The following is a 22,935-nucleotide window of genomic DNA, read 5'->3' as shown; positions in this document are numbered from 1 at the left end:
GCGGCTGCTGGGTTACGAAGGCCACGTTTTATCATCAGTCCACGCGAAGCACCGAGAAAAGTCAAATGACGGACTAATCCGAAATACGCTGCTTCCCCTCGCACGGAGGATACCTCAAATGGGCAATCTATCTTAATTTCACCTAATATAATAAAAAGCCTACTATATTTCTTAGGTTTGGAGGCTGAGATGGCTGTTGTGAATGGTGGAACTACGGTTCCGATACGATTCGACACGCTTCAAGTTAAAAAGCTATTCGACTATGATTTTGCGACAGTATCGTCTACGACAGCGAAGTATTATGATAATTCGACAAATTACACCCTATTTCAGGGCAGTGGTTTCACTTTCAATGCGGACGACGTACCGACTGGTGGAACCATTACGTCGGTGCGATATGTCATAAATGGCAGCACTGCCCTGCAGATTGCCGGCTTGAGTATCTCCGCTACGACGTTCCACTCCTTTGCTTCGCAAAATAACACTCAGGGGCTTTTGGGCCTGGTCCTGAACGGTGCGGACACGCTGACTGGGACGTCATTGGCCGACGTTCTGCGCGGTTATGCTGGCAACGATACGCTAAAGGGTGCCGGCGGCAAGGATGTCCTCGATGGCGGAACTGGCGTGGACACGGCGCTCTATACCGACAAAAACGGTGCCGTTGTGGTGACCCTCAATGGTGCCACCAACGCGACCGTCACCGTTGCGGGCGTTGCCGAAGACACTGTTCGCAACGTCGAGAACGTCACTGGCGGTTCGTCCGCTGATACGCTGATCGGCGATGCGCTTGCCAATAGACTCGTAGGTGGCGCCGGCAATGACAAACTCATGGGCGCCGCTGGCAACGATACAATTGTGGGCGGAGTTGGAAAGGACGTGATCGATGGTGGGAGCGGAAGCGACACGGTTCTGTACAATGACAAGGCAGTTGCTATCGCATTGACCCTCAACGGCGCCACCAATGCAACGGTTACGGTCGCCGGCGTTGCCGAAGACACCATCCGTAACGTCGAGCACGTCACCGGTGGTTCCGGTGCCGACACACTGACCGGCGACGGCCTCGCCAATATTCTGAACGGCGGGGCCGGCAATGACATCATCCGGGGCGGCGGCGGTGCCGACAAGCTTATCGGGGGGCGGGGTAACGATTTCCTCAATGGCAATTCCGGCTCGGATACGGTCGACTACAGCAAGGATGCCGCGAGCGGAGGTACTTTGGGCGTTATCGTCAATCTGCTGGGCAATGGTTCGCAGGGCGGCTTGCCGGCAGATACTGCAAAGGACGGGTTCGGAAATACGGACACAGTTAAAAACATACCGAATGTCATTGGGACGCAATTCAACGACCAAATATATGGCGGCAATCATGCCAACACATTATCCGGCGGGGCGGGAAACGATCTCATCAATGGCGGACTGGGCAACGATGTTATGATCGGAGGTGCAGGCAATGATACGTTTATCTTCAACAGTGTACTCGGCTCGACGAATATCGATAAGGTCGGCGACTTCTTCAATGTGAACGACACGATGCGGCTGGAGAACGCGATATTCACGGCCCTCAGCACGGGTACGCTTGCTTCTGCCGCCTTTCGAGCGAATACGACCGGGCTTGCCGGCGACAGCAGCGACCGCGTCATCTACGAAACTGATACAGGTGAGCTCTATTATGATGCTAACGGCAGCGCTGCCGGTGGAGGCCTCCACTTCGCCACGCTGACAGTGGGGCTTGCGCTCACCAACGCAGATTTCTTTGTTATTTGAAAGGAAGACGCGACCATCCGAGCCGACGGGTACAGGCTGTTGCAGAACCTCATCGTTAGGAAGGGCGACAAGAGGGGTCGCTATTTCCTAACGGCTGGCGGTCGCCGTTGCGCGGCACTCTTTCTTCTTGCCGAGGCAGGCGAGATCGGGAACGACTTCCCCGCTGAATGTAAACAGCGTGAGGCCGAAGACGCGACGGCGATCAGCTTGACCAAGCATCTGCATGAGGCGCGAAGGCTGGAAATGGGTTGAGTGCCGCGCTTCCATGCCCGAAGGGCTTCACGCGAGCCTGATCAGCTCGTGCGACAGGCCAGAGCCGAGAAATCGGCGGCGAGCGCAGCGCTGCTATCGCCCGATGGCATGGCAATCTGTATGTGGTCTTGCGCGGATAACGGGTGTCATTCCGTCACCAGTCCAATGCGCTGTTTGCGTTTGACGAGCCGATGATCGGCGCGTTCGTCGGGGAAATTCATAACATCGAGAAGCAACGCAGCGTGGATTGGCTTCAGCCAAACTTTGTAGATTGCGGTCGGCTCCTTGAATTTCAGGCCATCACGCGCAAGGAGTTCTTGCCGGTGTGCCAGTGCAGCCTTGTAAGCCGCCTCTTCGGTCGCTTCGTATGCGAGTTCGTCCGCCATCCCGGCGACCAACTCGAATCCATAGACCGGATCGATCTTCAAATTATCGTCTAGCTGCTGAGCTGAAGTTTCGGAGCTGTAGGAAAGGAAGCTGGGGTCATTCATGGCACACGGTTCTCAAAACGTCGCTGGGACACACTACGTCGAGCATTGAGTACGCGAGAGTGAGCGCAATCAATGCTGGGATGCAATCAATAGATGTGAATGGTGTGAAGCGGGGCAAGGGGTCACCGGACGGATTTTTAGTGGGACTTTGCAAATACGGCTTGAACCACCCCGGAACGCATTGTCGCGCTCAGGAATAAGTTGTTGGCCGGACAGTCAGATCGGCTCGTTGGATACCAGCGAGCTTTCTGCTCTGGATTGTCGATGAACCGCCTGCGGATCTCCCCCAGCTTCCCGCGGAAGTTCTTCACGAATTCGGCGGCGAACCGGCCGATCTTGACGTGATCGGATTGGAATTGCTGGCGCAGGCGGTCGCGCTGGTCTGGCTTTGGAGACGATCTGGCCAGGGTCGACAATCATTCCAGTGGAGCAGAGGCCTATCTGCCGCAGCGAAGATGCCAATTATCAGATGTTGAGGAAGGCGGCATCTACGATAGGAAGGGCCTCGCGCTACCCAACGCAGCGGGTGAACGCAGTCGGCACACCTTCGGACGGCAAGATCGCCGAAGGTGATAAACATGCGCTTCGAGCGGCGTGTCTGATGCGGAAACAAAAATCGCTGCCGCAAGCTTGAATGATCACCTTGTTACGAACACAATGTGCCTCTATATGACTGCACATCGGCCTTGCTGGTGAGCGTCTGAGGACGTCCGCGGGGCCGCAAGTCGCTCAAGACTTTTGACCACGGATGTACTGGCACTGGAATTGAAGCGATGTGAGGAAGGTCGGGTTTGCCCGGCCTTTTTTGTGCCTGCCGAGCAGGCACAACATCGTTTCATTGATCAGGCCGCCGTGCTTTGCGTGCGACCCCTTTCCTCAGCCGTTCCGATTCATGATCGTGCAGCCTTCGTTGTGAGGCGCTGCGAGCACATCACGCAAAGAGCGCGGCGCCCTGCCGGAGAGCTCCATCGCGTTGGCAGAGTCAGATGGCGGCGACCGGCAAGTCGGGGAGCAGCTTGTCGAGCGTGATCGGAAACTCCCGCACGCGGATACCGGTGGCGTTGTGGACGGCGTTGGCGATCGCCGCACCCGAGCCGAAGACGCCGAGCTCGCCAAGCCCCTTGGCACCAAGCGGATTGGCCTTGTCATCGTATTCCTCGAGGAAGACGACCTCCATTTCCGCGACATCGCCGTTTACGGGGACATGATATTCGGCGAGATCGCGGTTGACGAAATGCCCGGAGCGCGGATCGAGCACCGTTTCCTCCATCAGCGCCGCACCGATCCCCCAGGCCATGCCGCCGAGGATTTGCGAGCGCGCTGTCTTGGCGTTGAGGATGCGGCCTGCGCCGATCACCGACAGCATCCGACGCATGCGGATCTCGCCCGTGTCGGCGTCGACTGCGACTTCCGCGAAATGCGCTCCATAGGAGTGCTGGGAATAAGTTCTATAGCTCTCCGTGTCGCGGCCGGCGGCGACCGAGCCGGTGGCCTCAATGCCGTCGGGGGCAATTCTGCCGATGAGATCAGCCAGGCTTGCCGAATGGTCGCCGAGCCTGACCTCTCCGCCGACGAAGCTCGGCTTGACGCCGCCCGCGCCCCGGAGCGGTGAACGATCGCTGGACCGAACGGCCTCCGTGATCCTCTCCTTAAGCGCATTGCAGGCGTGGTGCAGTGCCGAACCCGCACTCGACGCGCCCCATGAGCCGCCGGAGCCGGACGTGCGCGGGAAGCGGCTGTCGCCGAGCTCGATCTTGACCGCCGCCATGGGCACGCCGAGGCTCTCTGCCGCGATCTGGGTGAGGATGGTATAGGTGCCGGTTCCGATATCGGTCATGTCGAGCTCAGCCGTGACCCGGCCAGTCGCATCAATTGCCACCCTGGCCGTCGTTGCGCCGATATAATTCGGCCGAATGGCCGCCGCCATACCGTAACCGATAAGGTTGCGGCCTTCGCGGATGCTGCCCGGGGTCGGGTTGCGGCGTGCCCAGCCGAAGCGCCGCGCACCTTCCTGCATGCAGGCGATGAGGTTGCGCGTTGAAAACGGAACGCCGCGCTCCGGGTCCTTGGCAGGCTCGTTCCGGATCCTGAGCTCGATCGGATCGAGGCCGAGCCGTTCGGCAAGCTCATCCACGGCACATTCGAAGGCGAGCATGCCTGGGGCTTCGCCCGGCGAGCGCATCCATTCGCCGCGATTGACGTCGACGGGGACGAGCCGGTGACGGGTCAAACGGTTCGGTGCGGCATAGAGCGAGCGGGCGAATACCGCAGTCTGCTCGCAGAACTCCTCGAAGCTGGATGTCGCCGACCAGACATCATGCCCCATCGACGTCAGCCGCCCGTCGTAGTCCGCGCCAAGGCGCACCTGCTGAACCATCTCCGCCCGGTGACCGGCGTTGGCGAACATCTGCTGCCGTGTCAGCGCGACCTTGACCGGTCGCCTGAGCACCCTTGCGGCGAGCGCCGCCAGGACGGTGTCGGCGTGAACAATGAGCTTGGAACCGAAACCACCTCCGATGAACGGGCTGACGATGCGTATATGCTCCGGCCGAATGTCGAGCGTGCTGGCGAGGCCGGCGCGGAAGTTGGCAAGCGTTTGCGCGGAGGTGTAGATCGTCACCTCGTCGCCCGACCAGACGGCAAGCGTCGCATGCGGCTCCATTGGATTGTGGTGCTGGTAGGGCGTTCTGTAGGTCGCATCGACTTTCACCGGAGCGGCATCGAAGGCGTCATCGAAGTCTCCGATTGCGCTGTCTGTCTCGAAACCGGCATTGGTGCGCTTAGGCGTGTAGGCGTCGGCGAGACGCGCCGAAAGATCGAATGCGCCGCGCTCCTCTTCGTAACGCACGCTGACGAGCCCCGCGCCGACGCGGGCCGCCTCGAACGTTTCCGCGACGACGAGCGCAACCGGCTCATCGTAAAAGCGAACCCGATCGCTGTTGAGCATGGGCCTCGCGCGGGTGAAGACCTCCGGCACTGTGGGCGTGACCGCTGGTCCGAATTCCGGCTGGGCCGGTGCGTTCCGATAGGTCATGACATGAAGGACGCCGGGGGCCCGCTCGGCTTTGGCAGTGTCGATCTCGACGATACGCCCCTTCGCGATGGTCGCGCCGAGGATGCAGCCGTACGCTGCACCTTCCACGGCATGTTCATAGGCGTAGGTCGCACGGCCGGTGACTTTGAGCGGCCCGTCGACGCGTGCGATCGGCTGGCCGATAAGGCGGGTCTCGGAAGAACGGTTTTCCGGGGTCGTGGTCTCTTCCATCGTCTTACCTCATGCGCCTTCGACGGCCGCGGCGAGCGTCTGCCGTATCGTGCGTTTTGCCAGCGGGATCTTGAAATCATTGCCGCCGCGCCCCACCGCTCCGGCGAGCGCGCTTTCGGCGGCCTCGGAAAAGGCGGGATCGGCGGCTGCCGCTCCGGCGAGCACGTATTCCGCTTCCGTCGCGCGCCACGGCTTCGGCGCAACGCCGCCCATCGCAACGCGCGCGCTCCGTATGAGATCGCCGCTCTTTTCGACAACCGCCGCGATCGAGACGAGCGCAAAGGCATAGGAAGCGCGGTCGCGCACCTTGCGGTAGAGCTGCCGGCCGGGTGGCGGGGGAGGCAGGGTGACAGCCGCGATCATCTCGCCGTGACTGAGTGCCGTCTCGATATGCGGGGTCGAGCCCGGCAACCGGTGGAGGTCGCCGATGGGAATCGTCCGGGTCGTGCCGTCGGGGAGGATGGTTTCGACTAGAGCGTCGAGGGCGGACATGGCCACGGCCATGTCCGAAGGGTGCACGGCGATGCAGGCCTCACCGGCGCCAAGCACCGCATGTATCCGGTTGAAGCCGTCAAGGGCCGCGCAGCCCGAACCTGGCTCGCGCTTGTTGCAGGGCATATTGCGGTTGTAGAAATAGGGACAGCGCGTGCGCTGCAGGAGATTGCCGGCGGTCGAGGCCTTGTTGCGGATCTGGCCGGACGCTCCCGCCAGAAGCGCTTGCGAAAGCATCGGATATCGAGATCGCACCCGCGGATCGGCGGCGAGATCGCTGTTGCGGACTTGTGCCCCGATCCGAAGGCCGCCCTCCGGCGTCTCCTGGATTTGGTCGAGTGGCAGCCGACTGACATCGACGAGGTGTGTCGGCCGCTCGATCTCCAGCTTCATCAAATCGAGAAGATTGGTGCCGCCGCTGATGAACATGGCTTCAGGCTTGGCCGCCACTGCAGCGGCTGCCTCCTTCACGCTACTTGCGCGCTCGTAGGTAAAGAGCTGCATGGGGCTCAAACCTCTTCGGCTGCGTCGCGGATGGCGGCGACGATGTTGGGATAGGCGGCGCAACGGCACAGATTGCCACTCATGCGCTCGCGGATCTCTGCTTCGGTAAGCGCCGCCGGCCCGGAGGTCACATCCATACTTGCATGGCTCGGCCAGCCAGCCCTGACTTCATCGAGCATTCCCACGGCCGAACAGATCTGACCCGGTGTGCAATAGCCGCACTGGAAGCCGTCATGGGCGATGAAGGCGGCCTGGACAGGATGCAATTTCTCGCCGTCGGCGAGTCCCTCGATTGTCGTGATCTCATCGTCTTCATGCTGGGCTGCAAGCGACAGGCAGGAATTGATCCGTCGGCCATTCACGAGAACCGTGCAGGCGCCACACTGGCCGTGGTCGCAACCCTTTTTCGAGCCGGTCAGGCCGAGATTGTTTCGCAGGGCATCCAGCAGGGTCGTGCGCGCGTCGAGCTCCAGGGCATGCTCCGTCGCGTTGATCCTGAAACGCATCGGTATTCTCGATATCGGCGTCGTGACGCGCTCGGCGGCCATGGTGGCGACAGCGTCCTGAGCGCCGACGGGCAAGCCGGATGCCACGAGAAGGCAGGTCGCTGCTCCGCCTTCCAACACCGCCCGGCGCGTAATCCAGTAGTCCGTTTCAGCCATGAATGATCTCCCAGTCACAGCAGCTCGAACCGGCAAGGGTATCCATCCCGGCGAGCTGGCGTGCTTGTTTGCTTCGACATGCGGGACTTGGGAGTGTGGAAGACCGCTTTCTTGCAAGAAACCGGACACGTTGTCAGGATCCGGGAGAAAAGTGCAGTCGGTATGTCCGCGGGGTGATGCCCTTGAGGCGGCGGAAGGTTGTGGTGAGGTGGCTCTGGCTGGAGAAACCGAGGCGGAATGCGATCGCGCCTATCGCCACACTGGGATCGCGCAGCAGCAGTTCCGCCCTTCTTACGCGTTCCTCGAGGATATAGGCATAGGGCGGCCGGCCGGTCGTCTCCTTGAAACGACGCGCGAAGGTATCCACCGGCATCCCGGCAATGGCTGCCACTTCCCTCAGCGAGATATCGGAGGCGATGTGGGCCTCGATGTAGTCGCGGACACGCTCGAACGTCCGGCGTCCAAGGCCGCGATTCTGGGTCGGGAACCGATTCCCGCTCAAGCCAGCCATACGCAAACCGACGAGGGATACCAGATGCTCGACATAGACGGTGTCCGGCCGGTGGCCGAATGACATCTCGGTGCAAAGCGATCGCAAAAGCGTGCCTATGACCGCGTCGCTCCCGTTTACCAGAATTGGAATGTCGCGCAGACGTTCCAAAGCCGGCAGCGCAAGTTCGGGATCAATCCACAAGGCGGAGTAACAGAGGTCTACGTCGCGGTAGAACCCGATGCGTTCGGCACCCGCGGGAACAAAAGTGAGAACCCCGGGCCGGTCCTGCCCGTCGTAAAGAGCCTTGCCCTCGGTGCGGATCGATGTCCGGGAGGTGCTTCCCCCGTCCGTCAGCACGATCAGATGGTGGGGCGCCGTCCAGCGAAGTTCTGCTTCCTGGCAAACCCAGCGCCGACTGTCGAATACGACGGAGGAACCGATCCAGGACGCACTTTGCAGCGGTACTGTTTGTTCTTCCCGGGCCCGGATACGTCCGTCGCCAACCAATGGTCTGAATGACATCGCTGAACTCCGTTGGCTTGCTTCTGGCACTTTGGCGACTGCCCCAGCAGCTCGTTGCATCGGAGCGTCGTCGACACACGCGACAGTCATAGGAACAACGGTTTGGCCATAACAGCCACCAGCCGCTCAAGAATGTTCAACGATCTGTGACCATCGATGAGCTGCAGCCGCCACCGCCGCGCCGCGGCCGGCATCGAAAAATCTTCACCGAAGCCGACCTTGGCCCGCCGGGTCAAGAATGGCAGCCCTACGCCAGCAACTGCCCTTTCCGACCCCCGCGCCGGATCCAGACAAGGTCGAACCGTCCGAAAGAACCGCCCTCTCCCCCCTCAACGAAATGATTGACACTCCAACCAAAACGGCGCTCCGTGGAACGACGGGGATGGATCTTGGCACTCTTGGTTGATGCCGGCCTTCGCTGTCACGATAGGGAGGATGCAATGCCGACAGTCATTGGCCACCATAACATTACAAAGGGCACGAAGCACTGGCTCGACTCACCGAAGCGCAACGAGCTTTTTGGTCCGCTCGGGGTGACCAACATACGAACATTTGTAGATCCACAAAATCCCACTCGGGTGGCCGTTCTTATGGACGTTCCGGACATGGACGCCATGATGAAAGCTATGCAGAGCAAGGAAGCCGCGGATGCGATGGCCTTCGACGGAGTGGTGCCAGAGTCCCTGGTGATCCTGGTCGAAACGTAAAGGTGATTGCTTCTCTGGCCAAGGTTAGAAGGGTTGGTCAGCGATTGCTGTGCGTTTCTGCGCGTGAGCGCCGACGTTGGTCTCGGTCGCGCCAAGATCAGCCGCCCAAGCTTGCGCGACCTGATGCCGGCTCATGTCCGCAAGCCAACTATTCCGCGCGTTCACGCTGGACTTCCGCTTACCACCCGGTTGGGACACAGAACGCTCCATTGCGGTATAATCCGAGCCTATGCGCCGACCACCTCGGTCGCGCCAACTGTTGAGGCTGAGCGCGGAGACAATCAACGTCCTGTTATGGGGCCGTGTAGCGGACAGTCCGCTTTCGTGAAGAGTTTCGGGCGACATAAAGTCTCGACTGAAATCCGAGCTCTCAACGTGGTCATCGGATTCAAAGTGGGGCTGCGGCGTGCTGAACTAGAGTTGTTTGAAAGGCGATTGGAAACCGCCCGCGCCGACTATGGCCGGGAGCATGACCTGTCCGTCTGGTGATGGCGAGGATTGGCCGCTACGTTGCCATCGGCGAATGTTTTCGCCGACGGCCGGTGTGATGGATTGATTTCGCCTAGGCCAGATGCTGGCCGAAGAACTCGCCGATTCGGTCGAACGGAATCTTGTCCATCTGGTCGTAGAGATCAGTGTGGTTGGCGTCCGGAATGATCATGAGTTCCTTCGGCTCCGCCGCGGTGGCGAAAGCGGTTTCGCTGAAGTAGCGCGAATGAGCCTTTTCGCCATGGATGAGGAGCACCGGGCGTGGGGAGATTTCAGCGATGTAGGTCAAGATCGGCATGTTCATGAACGACAGCGGCGTCGTCAGGCTCCACGATGCGTTCGAGTTGACCGCCCGAGGATGGAAGCCGCGCGGTGTCTTGTAATAGTCGGCGTATTCTACGACGAACTGAGGCTCGCCACCCTTCAGCTCGAGTGAGACGGGGCCATAGGCGGGGTTACCCTTCTCGGCGTCCCGCCAGCGCTGCTGGCTGAGTTGCACCAGCGTCTGCCCACGCTGTTCCGGCGTCACGCTGTCGTTGTAGCCCTTCGACATGACCCGGGTCATGTCGTACATGGTGCTGGCCACGACGGCCTTGACGCGCTTGTCTGCGGCGACGGCGTTCAGCGCCATGCCGCCCCAGCCGCAGATGCCGATGACACCGATCCGCTCGCGGTCGACGACGGACTGTAGGCCCAGATAATCCACGGCGGCACTGAAGTCCTCCGTGTTGATGTCCGGCGAGGCGATGTTGCGGGGCTCGCCACCGCTTTCGCCGGTGTAGGACGGATCGAACGCCAGCGTCACGAATCCACGCTCCGCCATCGTCTGAGCGTACAATCCTGAAGACTGCTCCTTCACAGCACCGAAAGGACCGCCGACGGCAAGAGCTGCCAAGGGCTCGTTTCCGCGCTTCTTCGGCAGGTACAGGTCTCCAGCCAATGTGATGCCGTACCGATTTTTGAACGATACCTTCTGGTGATCGACATTGTCGCTCTTCGGGAACACCTTGTCCCAGGAGGAGGTCTGGGCGAGTGCCTGAGTCGCTGTTGCAACCGGGATCATGCTCATCGCCGCGACGGCGACGCCCGTCGCTTTCATCAGGCTCCGCCTGCTCGTATTGCAGGTGTCGGCAGTCGCGATTTGTTTGCTCATAGTCATTTCTCCTGTGCCAATGATGTCTATTGGATGCGCTCGATGCGCAGCGGGAATTCCCCCGGAACGTGCAGCGCCTGAAAACCTTCGTCGAACCGTCCCAGGCGGATCAAACCCGGGTACTTGTAGTCGGCGTAGAACATCGCGAGGTTACCCCAGGGCATGTAGTAGCAGAGGTCGTAGGGCTGCTCGTTGCTGAACGGCCCATGACCTTCCACCGTCAATTTTCGAGGGAGGTAGGCGATCTTCTCGTTGGACCCGAAATCCTCGATCTTGAGATTGAGCGGAAGCATGGAGGCAAAGTCGCGCGCCGACGGATTGTCGTACAGCGTCGCGGTCATGGTATAGTCTGCGAAAGTGAACTTGATTCTCACGTCAGTCCGCTCCTGGTTGTTGGGATCGCTCCGGCCGAAGCTACGGCCGGGGAAAGCGCAGATCACCATCGCCACCACCAGCAGTTCACGGCGGGTCGACAGGGGCAGTCGCATGCTCATGATCTTCTCCTTGTCACTCGCCACGCGACGAAGGATGCAAGGGAGGAGCCGAACAGCAAGATCGCGCTCAGCGTGAATGTGGACCGCCAGCCCATGGCGTCGAAAAGGAGTCCGCCAGCCGACGCCCCGGCTGTAATAGCGAGTTGAATCACAGCGACCTGTAGTCCCCCGCCCGCCTCGGCGTCGTCAGGAAGAACGCGGCTCAGCCAAGTTCCCCAGCCAACTGGCGCGGCAGTGCCGAGAAAACCCCAGCCGACAAGGGCCGCGAAGACGGGAACTTCCATGTCGCCCGTGGCGATCATCGACAGAGCGATACAGGCCATCATGAACGGGATGATCATGAGAATGCCGAACAGGCGATGTTCCAGCAGCCGGCCGATAACCCAGGTCCCTACTATACCTGCCGATCCTACGACAAGGAGCGCGAGTGAGAGAGTCTCTATTCCAAAATGCGTCACCTGCTCCAGGAACGGCCGAAGATAGGTAAAAAGTGCGAACTGTCCCATGAACAGCAGCAGGATTGCGACCATGCCCAGAGCGACCGGCAGACGCCGCAGTAGCCGAAAAACATCAAGCGAGCCTCGGTCGCGTCGCGGATGAAGCGCAGGCAAGCTGATCCATTGCCAGACAAGAGCAAATAGCGCGACAGGAACGACGAGGAAAAATGCTCCCCGCCATCCGATATGCGAACCAAGCAGGCTCCCGAGCGGAGCCGAGACAGTGGCTGCGATCGCGTTGCCACCGTTTAGCAATGCCAGCGCCTTCGGCACCTGATCGCTGGAGACCAGACGCATCAGGATCGCGGTGGACATCGACCAGAATCCGCCGATCGCGATGCCGAGCAACGCGCGGCCCAGCATTAGGATGAGGTATGACGGCGCGAATGTAACCAAGACGCCCGACAGCATCAACATTATCGTCAGGCCGAGCACCACCACACGCCGATCTAAGCGGTGGGTAAGAGTGGCGATGAACAGGCTGGTCAAGACCGCGAAGATACCGGAAACTGAAATTGCCTGTCCGGCATTGCCCTCCGTCACACCGAGATCGGCCGCGATCGGCGTCAGCAGGCTTACGGGCATGAACTCCGAAGCGATCAGCACGAACACGCACAGAGCCATCGAGAAGACGGCGCTCCACGCCGGGCGGCGGCTGTCGATGTTCTCATTGCAAGTCAGCGTCATGTGCCTCGATCCCTGTCGAAACTTCTATTGCTTCTTCCTGCGAGGAAGATATTGACGAAGGACTTTGCGGACAATCCATGCTAATTCGCATGAACTTATCCAAATCCGATATCAATCGAGGTGCAGCCGATGCAGCGCGAGGACATGAAGGACCTGCTCTGGTTTCTGGAGGTCGCGAGGGAGCAGAGCTTCACCAAGGCCGCGGCAACGCTTGGCACCTCGCAATCGAACTTGAGCTACACGATCAAGCAGTTGGAGGCCCGGCTCGGCGTGCGGCTCCTCACGAGAACCACGCGTAGCGTAGCCACGACGGAGGCGGGGGAGCGTCTCTTCCAGTCTCTCGCACCTCGGTTTCAAGAGATCGAGGCCGATCTCGCAGGTCTGGTCGCATTCCGGGACAAGCCGTCCGGCACCGTGCGCCTGACATTATCCGACCACGCGCTGCAGATGACGGTATGGCCGAAGCTAAGCCGCGTGTTGTCCAACTATCCCGACATCAAGGTCGAGCTCTACAGCGACAACGGCATGCGCAACATTGTCGAGGAGCGGTTCGACGCGGGCGTGCGGCTCGGCGAGAGCGTCGACAAGGACATGATTGCGGTCCGGATCGGTCCAGACTGGCGCCTGCGCGCCGTCGCTTCGCCCGACTATTTTTCCCAGCGCGGCATCCCAAATACGCCACAGGATCTTGTTGAGCATGACTGCATCAACACGCGCCAAGCAACATGGGGCGGCTTCTATACTTGGGAGTTCGAGAAAGACGGGCGGGAGTTGCGGGTGAGGGTTGACGGCCAGCTCAGCTTCAACTCCTCAATCTCTCAGATTGACGCGGCAGTGAAGGGTTACGGGATCGCCTACATCCCGGAGGACCTTGTCAGCGAACACATCGCGGCAGGTCGACTGCAGGCGGTTCTCGACGACTGGTGCGAGCCCTTCACAGGTTATCACCTGTATTACGCAAGCAGGCGTCAGATCTCGCCGGCGATGGCGGTGATTGTCGAGGCTCTGCGGCATCGTGGTTGATCCCGCCGAGCCCGCCTCCTGCGGCTGACCGCTATGGGTCGACAGGCGGACAACCACTCTTCAGGAATGCGCCAATGCCGACATGGAGCCATTCCCATTTGCCAAAGACCGTTGCCATCTCTCTTCGAAAGGGAGGGGCTATCGGGAACCGTTAGCTGCAGAGAGCGCAGCAACCCGCGTCGTAGCCACCGCGCTGCAGCTGCGAGGCGGTGTGCGTGCCCGTGAAGGAGCACGCACACCATCAACTGATCATTAGCGAAAACCGCCGCTGGCGACCAATCGCTCGCCGGTCAGCCAGCGGGCATCGTCGGAAGCGAGGAAGACAGCGACCCCAGCGATGTCGTCCGGCTGACCGATGCGGCCGAGCGGGGTCTGGGACACTGCGCTGTGCGCGAAATCCGAGCCGATAAACCCCGCGGTATGAGTACCCTCGGTCTCGACGATGCCCGGCAGAATTGCGTTGACCCGGATTTTTCGCGGGCCTAGCTCATTGGCAAGCACGCTCGTTATGCTGTCCAATGCGCCCTTGGTCCCCGTGTAGACGCTGGAGGCTGGCGGAGCGAGACTGGTCGCCGCCGACGAGATGTTGATGACGCTGCCGCCCTCACCGAGATGCTTGAGCGCTGCTTGGGTGCTCAGCAGGACGCCCAGAACGTTCACGTCGAACATGCGACGATATTGTTCCTCGGTCACCTGCTCGATCGGCGCGAATTCGTAGACCCCGGAGTTGTTGACCAGCACGTCGAGCTGGCCGAATTCCTTGACTGCAGCGTCCACCAGTCCCTGCGCCTGTTCGGCCTTCGAAACGTCGCCCTGGACCGCGATGGCTTTGCCACCAGCCGCCGTGATCGTCTGGACCACCGCGTCCGCTCCCGACTTGCTCGAAGCGTAGTTCACCACCACCTGTGCACCCTCCGCTGCGAGTGCCTTGGCAATCGCAGCACCGATCCCTTTGGAGCCCCCCGTTACGACGGCGACTTTTCCAGCAAGCTTACTCATGGCGCGTTCCTTTAAACTCGGAGTGCCGTCGGAATTGGCGGCATTGTTCCGTAGTTCGGAAATTCGGAACTGTTGATCTCGGTTTCAAGCCCCCATATACAAAAATCATGAGACCGCTCTTTCACCCAGCTATAGAGGACGTACGGCCTGAAGCGATCCTGCATGCCCTCTCCGATCCGGAGCGCGCAGCGATATTCGCGCAAATTGCGGGCGCCGGCTCCGGCGGAACATGTGCTGCGTTTGCCAACATGCGCGAGCGCGTAATCCCGAAGTCATCGTTATCGAACCATATCAAAGTGCTGCGCGAGGCCGGCCTTATCCGCTGCGAGCGTCATGGCGTGGAAATGCATAACCATTCGCGCTGCTCGGAGTTGGATGAACGCTTCCCAGGTCTCGCTATGGCTATTCTGAGTGCTTACGGATGGCTTCCCGGAGAGGCGAAGACGCATTGACAGCTATATATCGGATTGGGCGAGCTATCTCTCTTGAGCTTATCTTTCGAGCATCATAGCGACCGCTTAGGCCCGGAGGCGGCCATACCAGTCAGGTCAAAGCAGCCCTGGAGAACGGTCGACCTCACAGACCGACGAAAGCATCCCGAACAGCCAGCTCAGGCCGGCGTCCATCATCGCTGCGCGCGGCGCCACCGCGCTCAGCTTGAAACGCGGCAGTGGCAAGGGAGCATTGACCGTCGTTAGGCCAAAGCGTGAGGCGAAAATTGTCGCGAAGCGGCGGGGGATTGCGACCAGCATGTCGCTCTCGCCGGCGATGGCGAGAGCGAACATGAAGTTCGGCACCGTGAGGACGGTCCGCCTTCTGTGCCCGTGCTGTTCGAGCACCGTGTCGACGAAGCCGTGTGGATCGCCGCTCAACGAAACCACCATATGGCGCATTTCAACATAGCGATCGAGCTTCGCGTCCTGCCACTGTTCACGACGCTCTGGCGCTCCTCCTGTCCGGCGAGATGCCGGGTCTCCGCGTCAGAGCCGCCAACGGAACACTTGCTGGATTTCTGTCTCGTGACACCCTATTACGCGCCAATCGGCTCTAGTCGGCCTACATCCACAAACTTGTTCACTCTGTTATCTCGGACCGGTCTTACCGTGCCTAACACTTTACGAAAACTCACGATACAGTTCGATGGTCCGCACATGTGCATCGATCGTCTCAAGGACCTTCGCAGCCATCGGCAGGTTCTTTTTCTCTGCTTCCCACACCTCCTTAAAGCGCTCGACTGTCTCGCGGGCCGTGTCGAGGACCAGCTTCTCGGATAGTTCCGCTTTCGCCGCAAGATGCACAAGCTCGTCCTTCGACAGCGCCGCCATCTTCTTCGTGCGGGAGAAATTGAGTGCCGCCGTATCCTCCCCTTCGATATAGGGGATCGTCGATAGCAGGTCGTAGGCTGGAGAAAGTGCAGGCGTGCGACGGTCGGGATAGATGAGCGACCAGTTCTTCAGGTGCATGTCACCATTACCTATCAGCACGTTGAATACCAGGCGCCGAATGAACTCGGCCACGTCGGCCGTGCCCGTCTCGATCCCCAGAATACGACCGATCATCCGGTAATTGCCTTTGCTGTATTTGTCGTCGGGGAATACGCCGAAGATCTGTGCGAAATCCTCGATATGCACCGGTCCGTCCGGCGTACGGTCGAAACGCTTGATCACCAGCGCCGACCCACGCAACTCCCCTACGCCCTGCGGCAGGCCACCCACCGCGTCGAGATCGACCAGTTGGATCTCCGGCACGTCCATGCCCATCATGCGGGCAATGGTCATCATTGCGAACTCGTTCTCTGGCACACCACCATATTGCTGCGACGGAAGTTTCACGATCCACGAGCCGCCCGTACCCTGCGCGGAAATGGTCAGGCCGCCGCCCTTACCGTCGTTCTTGAATGCCGAGAATTTCAGCTGCACGCCGGCAAGTGAAAAGCGCAGCGCATTCGGCCGTGCTTCGATGCCGGCCTGCTCGTCATCCTGAGGCGCATCTTCCCCTTCGGAGGGATTCACGGTCACAGCACCCGGTAGGTCGCGCCCCAGCATCCAGAGCAGGAAGAACTCTCGAGTCGGCTTAACGCCGGCACGATCAGCGAGATATCTGCGCAGTGGGCCTTCCGGCAGCAGGTTCGAAAAGAATGGCGGCACCACCATGTTATATGGCCGGAACTTGGTGATGAGAGCACCGAACGGGTCCTTATATGAAAGGCTGAGCGTGGGCCGCTGCTCGTTTTCGATATAGGCCTCGTTGAAGGCAAAGATGGTGCGCCCATCCTGCAGGTTCGTCAGGGTCGCAATTGGTTCGCCGTAAAGCCTGACATCCAGCACCGTGACCTTAGGCATCGTCGTCCTCCTCATCCAGTGCATAAGCCGGACGGGGAACCGCGTCATTGCGGTCACGATGCACCGCCGAGTTTCGCAGCTGCCTCACTGCGCGCGCGAGCTCGCTCAGTTCCTGACGGGTCGGTGGATCGGTCTGCCAGCGGTCGAGATGTTCGGTCACGTCCTTCAACCTTTCCAACTCGTCGGCCGGGAGCGGCAAATGCCGTAGGAGGGCGAGATTGTCTTTGAATGCATCAGCATCCGAGGTAACGGCAAACTTATCCCTGACTTTTGACAACCACCGTTCAAGTCGCCTGACCAGTTTGCGCTGATCCGATGTCAGCGTATCGGTCGTGACCGATGAACTTTCGAGCGTGGTTCGGATGGCCGGCATTAGTTTTTTCGGGGCAAGGACGATCTCGAGGCCAAGCGCTCGAGCTACGTCGACAAGGCTCGATAGCCCCGGCTCCATAGTGCCGCGTTCTATATGGGAAATATGGCTTTGCGTCAGACCCGAGCGCGCACTTAATTCGCGCTGGCTCATTTTCATAGCCTCGCGCGTCGCGCGGATCTGCCGGGTGATGTGCTCGGTTTTATAAGCCAAATCATTATCCTGTATCGTATTTCGTCGTCTATACGGAATAATATATAGGCGTGTCCGCGATATGAGCAACCATGATATAGAAAACCATATCTTTTCACCACTTTATGCATAATATTATATCAACGACTCATGCATATCAAGCACACGAAGCTTCCCTGCAGCCGCTTTCCCTCGAGCGTGGACTCGAAAGCCGCCCTTCCCCGGAGCCTCATCCGGTGACTTGCGCCCATTCACCACGATCCCAGAGCATGACCCTGCCGCCGCAATACTGGCTCTTGGGAAGAGTGCCTTCAAACGCGCCGTAGTCGAGCAGGCGTGGGCATGGGGTCGGTCGAAACAGTTGATATCGCGGTAGAGGCTGGTAAGTTCTCTATTTGTTTCGGCAAAATTTTCTGGATGATGCGCCGATCCCATCGCGAGCGCTGAAGCCATGAATGATATGAGCCCGAGCCCCATCCGCAAAATAGTCCATGTCGACATGGATGCGTTTTATGCGTCGGTCGAGCAGCGCGATAATCCGGACCTGCGCGGCAAGCCAATTGCGGTTGGTGGCTCCGCGGCGCGAGGCGTGGTCGCAGCCGCGAGTTACGAGGCGCGCGCCTATGGCGTTCATTCCGCCATGCCGTCGGTGACCGCGAAACGAAAATGCCCGGACCTGATTTTCGTGCCGCCGCGCTTCGACGTTTACAAGGCAGTGTCCCAGCAGATCCGCGACATCTTTGCGGAATACACACCGCTGATCGAACCGCTGTCGCTCGACGAAGCCTATCTCGATGTCACCGACAACCTCAAGGGCATGGAGATCGCCACCGAGATCGCGCTGGAAATCCGCGCCAAGATCAAACAAGTCACCGGCCTCAATGCGTCGGCCGGGATCTCCTACAACAAGTTCCTCGCCAAGATGGCGAGCGACCTGAACAAACCCAACGGTCAAGCGGTGATCACGCCGAAGAACGGGCCGGCCTTCGTCGAGTCCCTCCCCGTTAAGAAATTCCATGGTGTGGGGCCGGCGACCGCGGAGCGCATGCGGAAATATGGGATCGAGACCGGGCTCGATCTGAAATCGAAGTCGCTCGAATTTCTGCAGATGCATTTCGGCAAATCCGGCCCGTATTTCTATGGCATTGCCCGCGGCATCGATGAGCGCCAGGTGAAGCCCAACCGAATTCGCAAGTCCGTGGGTGCAGAAGACACCTTTGTTGAGGACATCGCCGACCTCGACCTCGCGGCCGCGGAGCTGAGGCCCCTTGCCGAAAAGGTCTGGCGCTACTGCGAGGCGCAAGGCATCAGCGGCAAGACGGTGACCGTGAAAATCAAATACTCGGATTTCACTCAGGCGACGCGCAGTCGAACCAGCACAATTTCGTTGGCGAACATGGCAGACATTCTCGATACGGCGGCAGACCTTCTGACGACCGTCTACCCGTTTAAGCGCCCTGTCCGGCTGCTCGGGGTGACGCTCTCATCGCTGACGACTACCGGAAACGGCGATGCGCAGCGCCAGTCCCAGCTTGATCTTGGGTTGTGAGAGATGAAGATCCGACGCGTAAGAGGCACCGGAGCATCCTTCACGGGGTCACCAATGCCGGCTGTGTTGACCATGGCCACCTTGTATTCCGGACGGGCGGCATCTAAATTGGGCAGATGCTTGACCATTCGTCGCAACCCTCTTCGCCGCCAAATATCCCGATGGATGCGCTGAGCGAAGTCCTACGAGACTTTCGCTTGAGTGGCGTCAACTACGGCCGCTGCGAGCTTCGACATCCATGGAGCATCGCCTTCCCGCAACAATCGTCGCTGCGTTTTCACTTCGTGAGCCAGGGGCCATGCTGGATCCATACCGAAGCGCATGGCTGGCAGGAGTTGCACGATGGCGATCTGGTGCTGCTGCCGCAAGGCATCGCCCACCGGCTGGCCAGCGCGCCCGGTATCGAGGACGACTCGCTCAAGAGCTGCCAAGTGACCAGGCTGGGGAGCAACGTCTGCGAAGTGGTGCGGGAAGGAACGGGTGAGACCAGCACGCTTTTTTGCGGCTCCATGGCCTTGGGCGCCGGTGCGCTTAATCCGCTGATCGCCTTGATGCCGTCGATCATCAAGGGCTGCGATGTCGCCGGCAATGACCCGATCGTTGGTCCCCTCCTGGCGGCTATGACAGCAGAGGCCGCACAGCCACAGATGGGCAGCGCAACCGTCTTATCGCGTATGGCGGACCTGCTCGTCGCGCGGCTCATCCGCTGCTGGGTCAATTGCAACGGAGCCTCAACCACTGGCTGGCTCGCCGCCATCCGCGACCCGCATATCGGTCGCGTCCTTGCCGCCATGCACCGCGACCCCGGTCGTGACTGGAGCCTCGAAAGCCTCGCCGGCGTCGCAGGCCAGTCGCGCTCGATCTTCGCAGAGCGCTTCAGCGCTATTTTAGGGGAAGGTGCGGCACGTTATCTCGCTCGCCTGCGCATGCAGCTCGCCCGCGAGTTATTGGGGCAAAGCGGCATGTCGGTTGCCGAGGTCGCCACCCGTTTAGGCTATGAATCCGAAGCATCTTTTGCACGGGCCTTCAAGCGCATCACCAGCGTCTCGCCCGGCGTTGTGCGCCGCACCAATTCCGGACGAACGGACATGGATTTCGGATTTTAAGCTACATATCATCCTGAATGACTAGTCTAAGAAGTGTCTCCACACCTTGGAGATGCTTCAATGACGGATACAACATCACAGTTTGACAGTACGCTGATAGACATTGATGCCGCTGAGCCAGCCGCATGGAGCGCGGCCACCTGGTTCGCGGTCCTTTCGATGGCGGCCACCAGCTTTGCCCTGGTGTCGGCCGAGTTCCTGCCGGCAGGTCTGCTGACGCCAATGGCGAGTGATCTCGGCATTAGTGAAGGAACGGCCGGACAGGTCGTAACCGCCACCGCTTCCGTCGGCGCCGTGACAGCCTTGTTGAGCAATGTTCTCATCGGCAGATTGAACCGCAAGGCAGTGCTGGTCGGTCTCAGTGCCTTGGCGATCGGCTCCAATATTCTTGCGGCGTTAGCGACAGATTTCTGGCTGTTGCTGTTGGGCCGCGCCGGATTGGGCGTCGCGCTCAGTGGTTTCTGGGCCCTTTCAGTCGCCGTCGTGGCAAGGCTGGTTGGCGCCAATGCGACAGGTCGGGGCATGGCTATCGTCACCCTCGGCGTCTCGCTCGCCACCATTGCTGCGCCTTCGATGGGCGCGTTGATCAGCGACTGGCTGGGCTGGCGCAGCGCAATGGCCATGACGGCGGGGCTCGCCGCGCTAGCCATGCTGCTGCAGTTGCTCAGTCTGCCGACGCTGCCCGCAAGCGCCAGCAACAGTCTGAGCGACGTCTTGCGGCTGACACGGCGGCGTGCTGTTCAACTGGGAATGCTTGCTATTCTTTTGCTGATGACGGGGCATTTTGCCGGCTCGGTCTATGTGCGTCCCTTCCTCGAACAAGTGACGCTCCTTGAAACCTGGCCGATTGCCCTGGCGCTGCTCGGGTTTGGCATTGCCTCTGTGATCGGCAATATTGCCGGTGGCCGAATGGCTGACGCTGATATCCGAGTTGCCCTCATGGCCACCGCAGCGTTAATGGCGTTTGCTACCTTAGCTTTGGTGCTTTGGGGCGCGCATATCGTCGTCGCCTTCAGTTTCGCTATGCTTTGGGGCTTCGCTTTTGGCATGGCGCCGGTGGTGCTGCCTACCAATCTGTCGCGCGGGGCGCCCGACGCGCTTGAAGCAGTGGGCAGTCTGATGGTCGTCTCTTTCCAGGTCGCCATCAGTATCGGCGCGGTGTTCGGCGGCTACGCCGTGGACAACTATGGCGCTACGGGCCCATTGATCCTTACCGCCGTCCTTGCCGCATCGACGGTCGCACTGGCGCTGCTCCAGCCACGCGGTTGATATTGCTCTGGCGGCTTATGTTGCGTCAAAAGGCCGCCAGTTCCTCCGCCGTATCCATGGGAAACAAGTACGATCTGGTTGCCAGTCCGGTTCGCGACACTGGTTTGCTTGTCGGCGGGCGCGCTCCCATCCCCAAGCTGAACAGTCTGCGGCTGAAGTCGGTCGCAACTTCCGAGCGGGCAGACGCTTGGAGCGAAACGAATCCGCCGAAGAAACCTAACCGTTCCTTGTCAGTCGAGGCCGATCCACAGGTATCCGTCCTGTATTCGGCAGGGGTATACGGTCAGCCTGGTGGGATTTTTCGAGATGTCGCCTGTATGTTCGTAACCCGGCGCAGTACCATCCTGCTGCAATTGCGCCCAGTTCCTGATTTCGCCCGAAAACAGGTCGAAACAGCTTTGATGCCAACGGCAGACGAGGCCGTGATCACTGGTGATCGTGCTCTCCGTGTGTGGGAGATTGAGCGTCTTGACCTCGGCAGGTTTTCGACGTTCGTAGAACGGCAGATGAAGATGCGGGCAGGCGTTGTTGAAGGCGCAGTAACTGTCGGTTCCGCGAACGACGACGATATCGTAATCCTCGAAATCGAGAATCCGTCGTTCGTGGGGCTGGAGCTCGTCCTCGGGAAATGCGCGGACCCACCTCCTGCCGGCATGGCGGATGGTTTCGCGGGGTTGCCTGGCGTTCAGTTCAGCGTCGCATTCGGGCTTGAGCCTGATGACTTCGTACAAGCTCGTCCGTTCGCAGGAACCCCTTAGGCGTACCCTGACAAAATCGCCGACCTCCACCTTGTCGGCGATCTGGCCGTGAAGCGCCTCGGAAATCAGCAATCGTGTCCCGGCATCCTTGTTCGCGGCTTCGATCCGGCTGGCAAGGTTCACGACGTTCCCGACTGCCGTGAGGCGTTGGTTTCCGCCGAAGCCCAATGTGCCGATAACGGCTTCGCCATAATGAAGACCGATACGAATGTCGAAATCGATGCCGTACATGGAGGCAAAGAACGGCTTCAAGCGATCGACTGTGGCAATGGTCTGAATCGCCGCGTTGACGGCTCGAAGCGGAGCGTCCCGCTGATCGTCGATTCCGAAGATCGCCATCAGCCCGTCGCCGATGAGATTGTCGATGAACCCGCCATTTCGCTCTATGATGTCGCCAACCTGGGCGAAGTAGCGGTTGAGCAGATACATCACATCATAGGGCGAAAGCTGCTCGGACAGTTTCGTGAAATCGGCGACATCGCTGAAGAAGACCGCAACCTCTTTCGACTCGCCGGAACGCGTCTCGGCAGAACTGAGAAGCTGGCTGGTTATTATCAAGTCAGTCTCGTCCAGCACCAGGCGTCGGACGCGAAGCTCGCCCTCCGGCTTGAGCTGACAGGCCAGTCGAACCTCATCCGCCAGCCTCAGTCGTTGCGCCATCGAGCTCTCGTCTCGATTCCGGTTCGGGCAACCCGCAACGCCATCCAGAACCCAGACGCGGCAGGTCGAGCATTTCGCCCGGCCGCCGCAGGCATGTGCAAACGGCACACCCGACCTCAAAGCAGCCTCGAGCAACGTCTCGCCGGCGGCAACCTCGAAATTCATCTGGTCAGGTAGAGCGGTTACTTTGATCAT

Annotated in this window: 20 protein-coding genes and 2 pseudogenes; 8 read left to right on the top strand and 14 right to left on the bottom strand. The window is 60.1% G+C overall.

Annotation, left to right across the window (positions count from 1 at the left end; translation table 11 throughout):
- Positions 1-189 precede the first annotated feature (189 nt).
- Positions 190-1,764, top strand: coding sequence for a calcium-binding protein (locus EV130_RS30770; protein WP_132662527.1), 1,575 nt, complete (start codon positions 190-192; stop codon positions 1,762-1,764).
- A gap of 398 nt (positions 1,765-2,162) precedes the next feature.
- Here the strand turns inward: EV130_RS30770 and EV130_RS30760 are convergent, their stop codons facing one another.
- The 5 genes from EV130_RS30760 to EV130_RS30740 all read right to left on the bottom strand — a co-directional run bounded on the left by EV130_RS30760 (position 2,163) and on the right by EV130_RS30740 (position 8,445).
- Complete coding sequence (locus EV130_RS30760; protein ID WP_132662526.1) at positions 2,163-2,507, bottom strand: hypothetical protein; 345 nt, start codon at positions 2,505-2,507, stop codon at positions 2,163-2,165.
- 982 nt (positions 2,508-3,489) lie between these two features.
- Positions 3,490-5,772, bottom strand: coding sequence for a xanthine dehydrogenase family protein molybdopterin-binding subunit (locus EV130_RS30755; protein WP_132662525.1), 2,283 nt, complete (start codon positions 5,770-5,772; stop codon positions 3,490-3,492).
- Positions 5,773-5,781: 9 nt separating this feature from the next.
- Positions 5,782-6,768 carry an FAD binding domain-containing protein gene (locus tag EV130_RS30750; protein ID WP_132662524.1) on the bottom strand — a complete coding sequence of 329 codons (987 nt, stop codon included), beginning with the start codon at positions 6,766-6,768 and terminating at the stop codon, positions 5,782-5,784.
- A gap of 5 nt (positions 6,769-6,773) precedes the next feature.
- Complete coding sequence (locus tag EV130_RS30745; protein ID WP_132662523.1) at positions 6,774-7,430, bottom strand: 2Fe-2S iron-sulfur cluster-binding protein; 657 nt, start codon at positions 7,428-7,430, stop codon at positions 6,774-6,776.
- 133 nt (positions 7,431-7,563) lie between these two features.
- The gene (locus EV130_RS30740; RefSeq protein ID WP_132662522.1) at positions 7,564-8,445 is read right to left on the bottom strand and encodes a helix-turn-helix domain-containing protein; all 882 of its coding nucleotides are present in this window, start codon (positions 8,443-8,445) and stop codon (positions 7,564-7,566) included.
- 440 nt (positions 8,446-8,885) lie between these two features.
- Between EV130_RS30740 and EV130_RS30735 the strand changes: the two genes are divergently transcribed.
- Positions 8,886-9,152: a hypothetical protein gene (locus EV130_RS30735; RefSeq protein WP_132662521.1), complete on the top strand. Its 267-nt coding sequence runs from the start codon at positions 8,886-8,888 to the stop codon at positions 9,150-9,152.
- Between the two features lie 562 nt (positions 9,153-9,714).
- Here the strand turns inward: EV130_RS30735 and EV130_RS30730 are convergent.
- Genes EV130_RS30730 through EV130_RS30720 form a run of 3 tightly spaced genes read right to left on the bottom strand, consistent with a single transcriptional unit; the run spans position 9,715 to position 12,472 of the window.
- Positions 9,715-10,794: an alpha/beta hydrolase gene (locus tag EV130_RS30730; RefSeq protein ID WP_132662520.1), complete on the bottom strand. Its 1,080-nt coding sequence runs from the start codon at positions 10,792-10,794 to the stop codon at positions 9,715-9,717.
- A 26-nt stretch (positions 10,795-10,820) separates the two neighbouring features.
- On the bottom strand, positions 10,821-11,237 hold the full coding sequence (locus EV130_RS30725; RefSeq protein WP_425375549.1) for a cyclophilin-like fold protein: 417 nt from the start codon (positions 11,235-11,237) through the stop codon (positions 10,821-10,823).
- 47 nt (positions 11,238-11,284) lie between these two features.
- On the bottom strand, positions 11,285-12,472 hold the full coding sequence (locus EV130_RS30720) for an MFS transporter (RefSeq protein ID WP_132662519.1): 1,188 nt from the start codon (positions 12,470-12,472) through the stop codon (positions 11,285-11,287).
- A 129-nt stretch (positions 12,473-12,601) separates the two neighbouring features.
- On the opposite strand from EV130_RS30720, the gene EV130_RS30715 reads away from it, so the two are divergent.
- The gene (locus EV130_RS30715) at positions 12,602-13,495 is read left to right on the top strand and encodes a LysR family transcriptional regulator (RefSeq protein WP_074065286.1); all 894 of its coding nucleotides are present in this window, start codon (positions 12,602-12,604) and stop codon (positions 13,493-13,495) included.
- A 252-nt stretch (positions 13,496-13,747) separates the two neighbouring features.
- Here EV130_RS30715 and EV130_RS30710 read toward each other — a convergent pair whose 3' ends face one another.
- The gene (locus tag EV130_RS30710; protein ID WP_132554300.1) at positions 13,748-14,494 is read right to left on the bottom strand and encodes a glucose 1-dehydrogenase; all 747 of its coding nucleotides are present in this window, start codon (positions 14,492-14,494) and stop codon (positions 13,748-13,750) included.
- Positions 14,495-14,601: 107 nt separating this feature from the next.
- Between EV130_RS30710 and EV130_RS30705 the strand changes: the two genes are divergently transcribed.
- Positions 14,602-14,946: a winged helix-turn-helix domain-containing protein gene (locus EV130_RS30705; RefSeq protein WP_132662518.1), complete on the top strand. Its 345-nt coding sequence runs from the start codon at positions 14,602-14,604 to the stop codon at positions 14,944-14,946.
- A gap of 96 nt (positions 14,947-15,042) precedes the next feature.
- Here the strand turns inward: EV130_RS30705 and EV130_RS30700 are convergent, their stop codons facing one another.
- Positions 15,043-15,366: a type 2 periplasmic-binding domain-containing protein gene (locus EV130_RS30700; protein ID WP_132662517.1), complete on the bottom strand. Its 324-nt coding sequence runs from the start codon at positions 15,364-15,366 to the stop codon at positions 15,043-15,045.
- 50 nt (positions 15,367-15,416) lie between these two features.
- Between EV130_RS30700 and EV130_RS34100 the strand changes: the two are divergent.
- A pseudogene (locus EV130_RS34100) lies at positions 15,417-15,545 on the top strand (ABC transporter ATP-binding protein); the annotation flags it as partial.
- Positions 15,546-15,609: 64 nt separating this feature from the next.
- Here EV130_RS34100 and EV130_RS30690 read toward each other — a convergent pair.
- From EV130_RS30690 to EV130_RS34095, 3 genes and pseudogenes are all read right to left on the bottom strand, one after another.
- The gene (locus tag EV130_RS30690; protein WP_132662516.1) at positions 15,610-16,836 is read right to left on the bottom strand and encodes a type II toxin-antitoxin system HipA family toxin; all 1,227 of its coding nucleotides are present in this window, start codon (positions 16,834-16,836) and stop codon (positions 15,610-15,612) included.
- Positions 16,829-17,419 (bottom strand): helix-turn-helix domain-containing protein, encoded by a 591-nt coding sequence (locus tag EV130_RS30685; protein ID WP_132554292.1) that lies wholly within the window; start codon positions 17,417-17,419, stop codon positions 16,829-16,831. Before EV130_RS30685 ends, EV130_RS30690 begins: the two co-directional genes overlap by 8 nt.
- Positions 17,420-17,562: 143 nt before the next feature.
- A pseudogene (locus tag EV130_RS34095) lies at positions 17,563-17,729 on the bottom strand (DNA polymerase ligase N-terminal domain-containing protein); the annotation flags it as partial.
- Positions 17,730-17,858: 129 nt separating this feature from the next.
- On the opposite strand from EV130_RS34095, the gene dinB reads away from it, so the two are divergent.
- The 3 genes from dinB to EV130_RS30665 all read left to right on the top strand — a co-directional run bounded on the left by dinB (position 17,859) and on the right by EV130_RS30665 (position 21,322).
- Positions 17,859-18,947 (top strand): DNA polymerase IV, encoded by a 1,089-nt coding sequence (gene dinB, locus EV130_RS30675; protein ID WP_483475594.1) that lies wholly within the window; start codon positions 17,859-17,861, stop codon positions 18,945-18,947.
- Between the two features lie 116 nt (positions 18,948-19,063).
- Positions 19,064-20,053 (top strand): AraC family transcriptional regulator, encoded by a 990-nt coding sequence (locus tag EV130_RS30670; RefSeq protein WP_132662514.1) that lies wholly within the window; start codon positions 19,064-19,066, stop codon positions 20,051-20,053.
- Positions 20,054-20,113: 60 nt separating this feature from the next.
- Complete coding sequence (locus EV130_RS30665) at positions 20,114-21,322, top strand: MFS transporter (protein ID WP_132554286.1); 1,209 nt, start codon at positions 20,114-20,116, stop codon at positions 21,320-21,322.
- Between the two features lie 230 nt (positions 21,323-21,552).
- Here EV130_RS30665 and EV130_RS30660 read toward each other — a convergent pair whose 3' ends face one another.
- Positions 21,553-22,935, bottom strand: a complete 1,383-nt coding sequence (locus tag EV130_RS30660) for an adenylate/guanylate cyclase domain-containing protein (RefSeq protein WP_132554284.1) — start codon at positions 22,933-22,935, stop codon at positions 21,553-21,555.

The organism is Rhizobium azibense (genome assembly GCF_004342325.1).
In the GTDB taxonomy this organism is placed as follows: Bacteria; Pseudomonadota; Alphaproteobacteria; order Rhizobiales; family Rhizobiaceae; genus Rhizobium; species Rhizobium etli_B.
The sequence above is the reverse complement of the archived record's forward strand: the minus strand, read 5'-3'. Positions and strand labels throughout refer to the sequence as shown.

Excerpts from the sequence above, each read along its gene's own strand:
- EV130_RS30770 (WP_132662527.1), top strand. The coding sequence starts at position 190 with ATGGCTGTTGTGAATGGTGGAACTACGGTTCCGATACGATTCGACACG.
- EV130_RS30760 (WP_132662526.1), bottom strand. The coding sequence starts at position 2,507 with ATGAATGACCCCAGCTTCCTTTCCTACAGCTCCGAAACTTCAGCTCAG.
- EV130_RS30755 (WP_132662525.1), bottom strand. The coding sequence starts at position 5,772 with ATGGAAGAGACCACGACCCCGGAAAACCGTTCTTCCGAGACCCGCCTT.
- EV130_RS30750 (WP_132662524.1), bottom strand. The coding sequence starts at position 6,768 with ATGCAGCTCTTTACCTACGAGCGCGCAAGTAGCGTGAAGGAGGCAGCC.
- EV130_RS30745 (WP_132662523.1), bottom strand. The coding sequence starts at position 7,430 with ATGGCTGAAACGGACTACTGGATTACGCGCCGGGCGGTGTTGGAAGGC.
- EV130_RS30740 (WP_132662522.1), bottom strand. The coding sequence starts at position 8,445 with ATGTCATTCAGACCATTGGTTGGCGACGGACGTATCCGGGCCCGGGAA.
- EV130_RS30735 (WP_132662521.1), top strand. The coding sequence starts at position 8,886 with ATGCCGACAGTCATTGGCCACCATAACATTACAAAGGGCACGAAGCAC.
- EV130_RS30730 (WP_132662520.1), bottom strand. The coding sequence starts at position 10,794 with ATGAGCAAACAAATCGCGACTGCCGACACCTGCAATACGAGCAGGCGG.
- EV130_RS30725 (WP_425375549.1), bottom strand. The coding sequence starts at position 11,237 with ATGGTGATCTGCGCTTTCCCCGGCCGTAGCTTCGGCCGGAGCGATCCC.
- EV130_RS30720 (WP_132662519.1), bottom strand. The coding sequence starts at position 12,472 with ATGACGCTGACTTGCAATGAGAACATCGACAGCCGCCGCCCGGCGTGG.
- EV130_RS30715 (WP_074065286.1), top strand. The coding sequence starts at position 12,602 with ATGCAGCGCGAGGACATGAAGGACCTGCTCTGGTTTCTGGAGGTCGCG.
- EV130_RS30710 (WP_132554300.1), bottom strand. The coding sequence starts at position 14,494 with ATGAGTAAGCTTGCTGGAAAAGTCGCCGTCGTAACGGGGGGCTCCAAA.
- EV130_RS30705 (WP_132662518.1), top strand. The coding sequence starts at position 14,602 with ATGAGACCGCTCTTTCACCCAGCTATAGAGGACGTACGGCCTGAAGCG.
- EV130_RS30690 (WP_132662516.1), bottom strand. The coding sequence starts at position 16,836 with ATGCCTAAGGTCACGGTGCTGGATGTCAGGCTTTACGGCGAACCAATT.
- dinB (WP_483475594.1), top strand. The coding sequence starts at position 17,859 with ATGAGCCCGAGCCCCATCCGCAAAATAGTCCATGTCGACATGGATGCG.
- EV130_RS30670 (WP_132662514.1), top strand. The coding sequence starts at position 19,064 with ATGCTTGACCATTCGTCGCAACCCTCTTCGCCGCCAAATATCCCGATG.
- EV130_RS30665 (WP_132554286.1), top strand. The coding sequence starts at position 20,114 with ATGACGGATACAACATCACAGTTTGACAGTACGCTGATAGACATTGAT.
- EV130_RS30660 (WP_132554284.1), bottom strand. The coding sequence starts at position 22,935 with ATGATCAAAGTAACCGCTCTACCTGACCAGATGAATTTCGAGGTTGCC.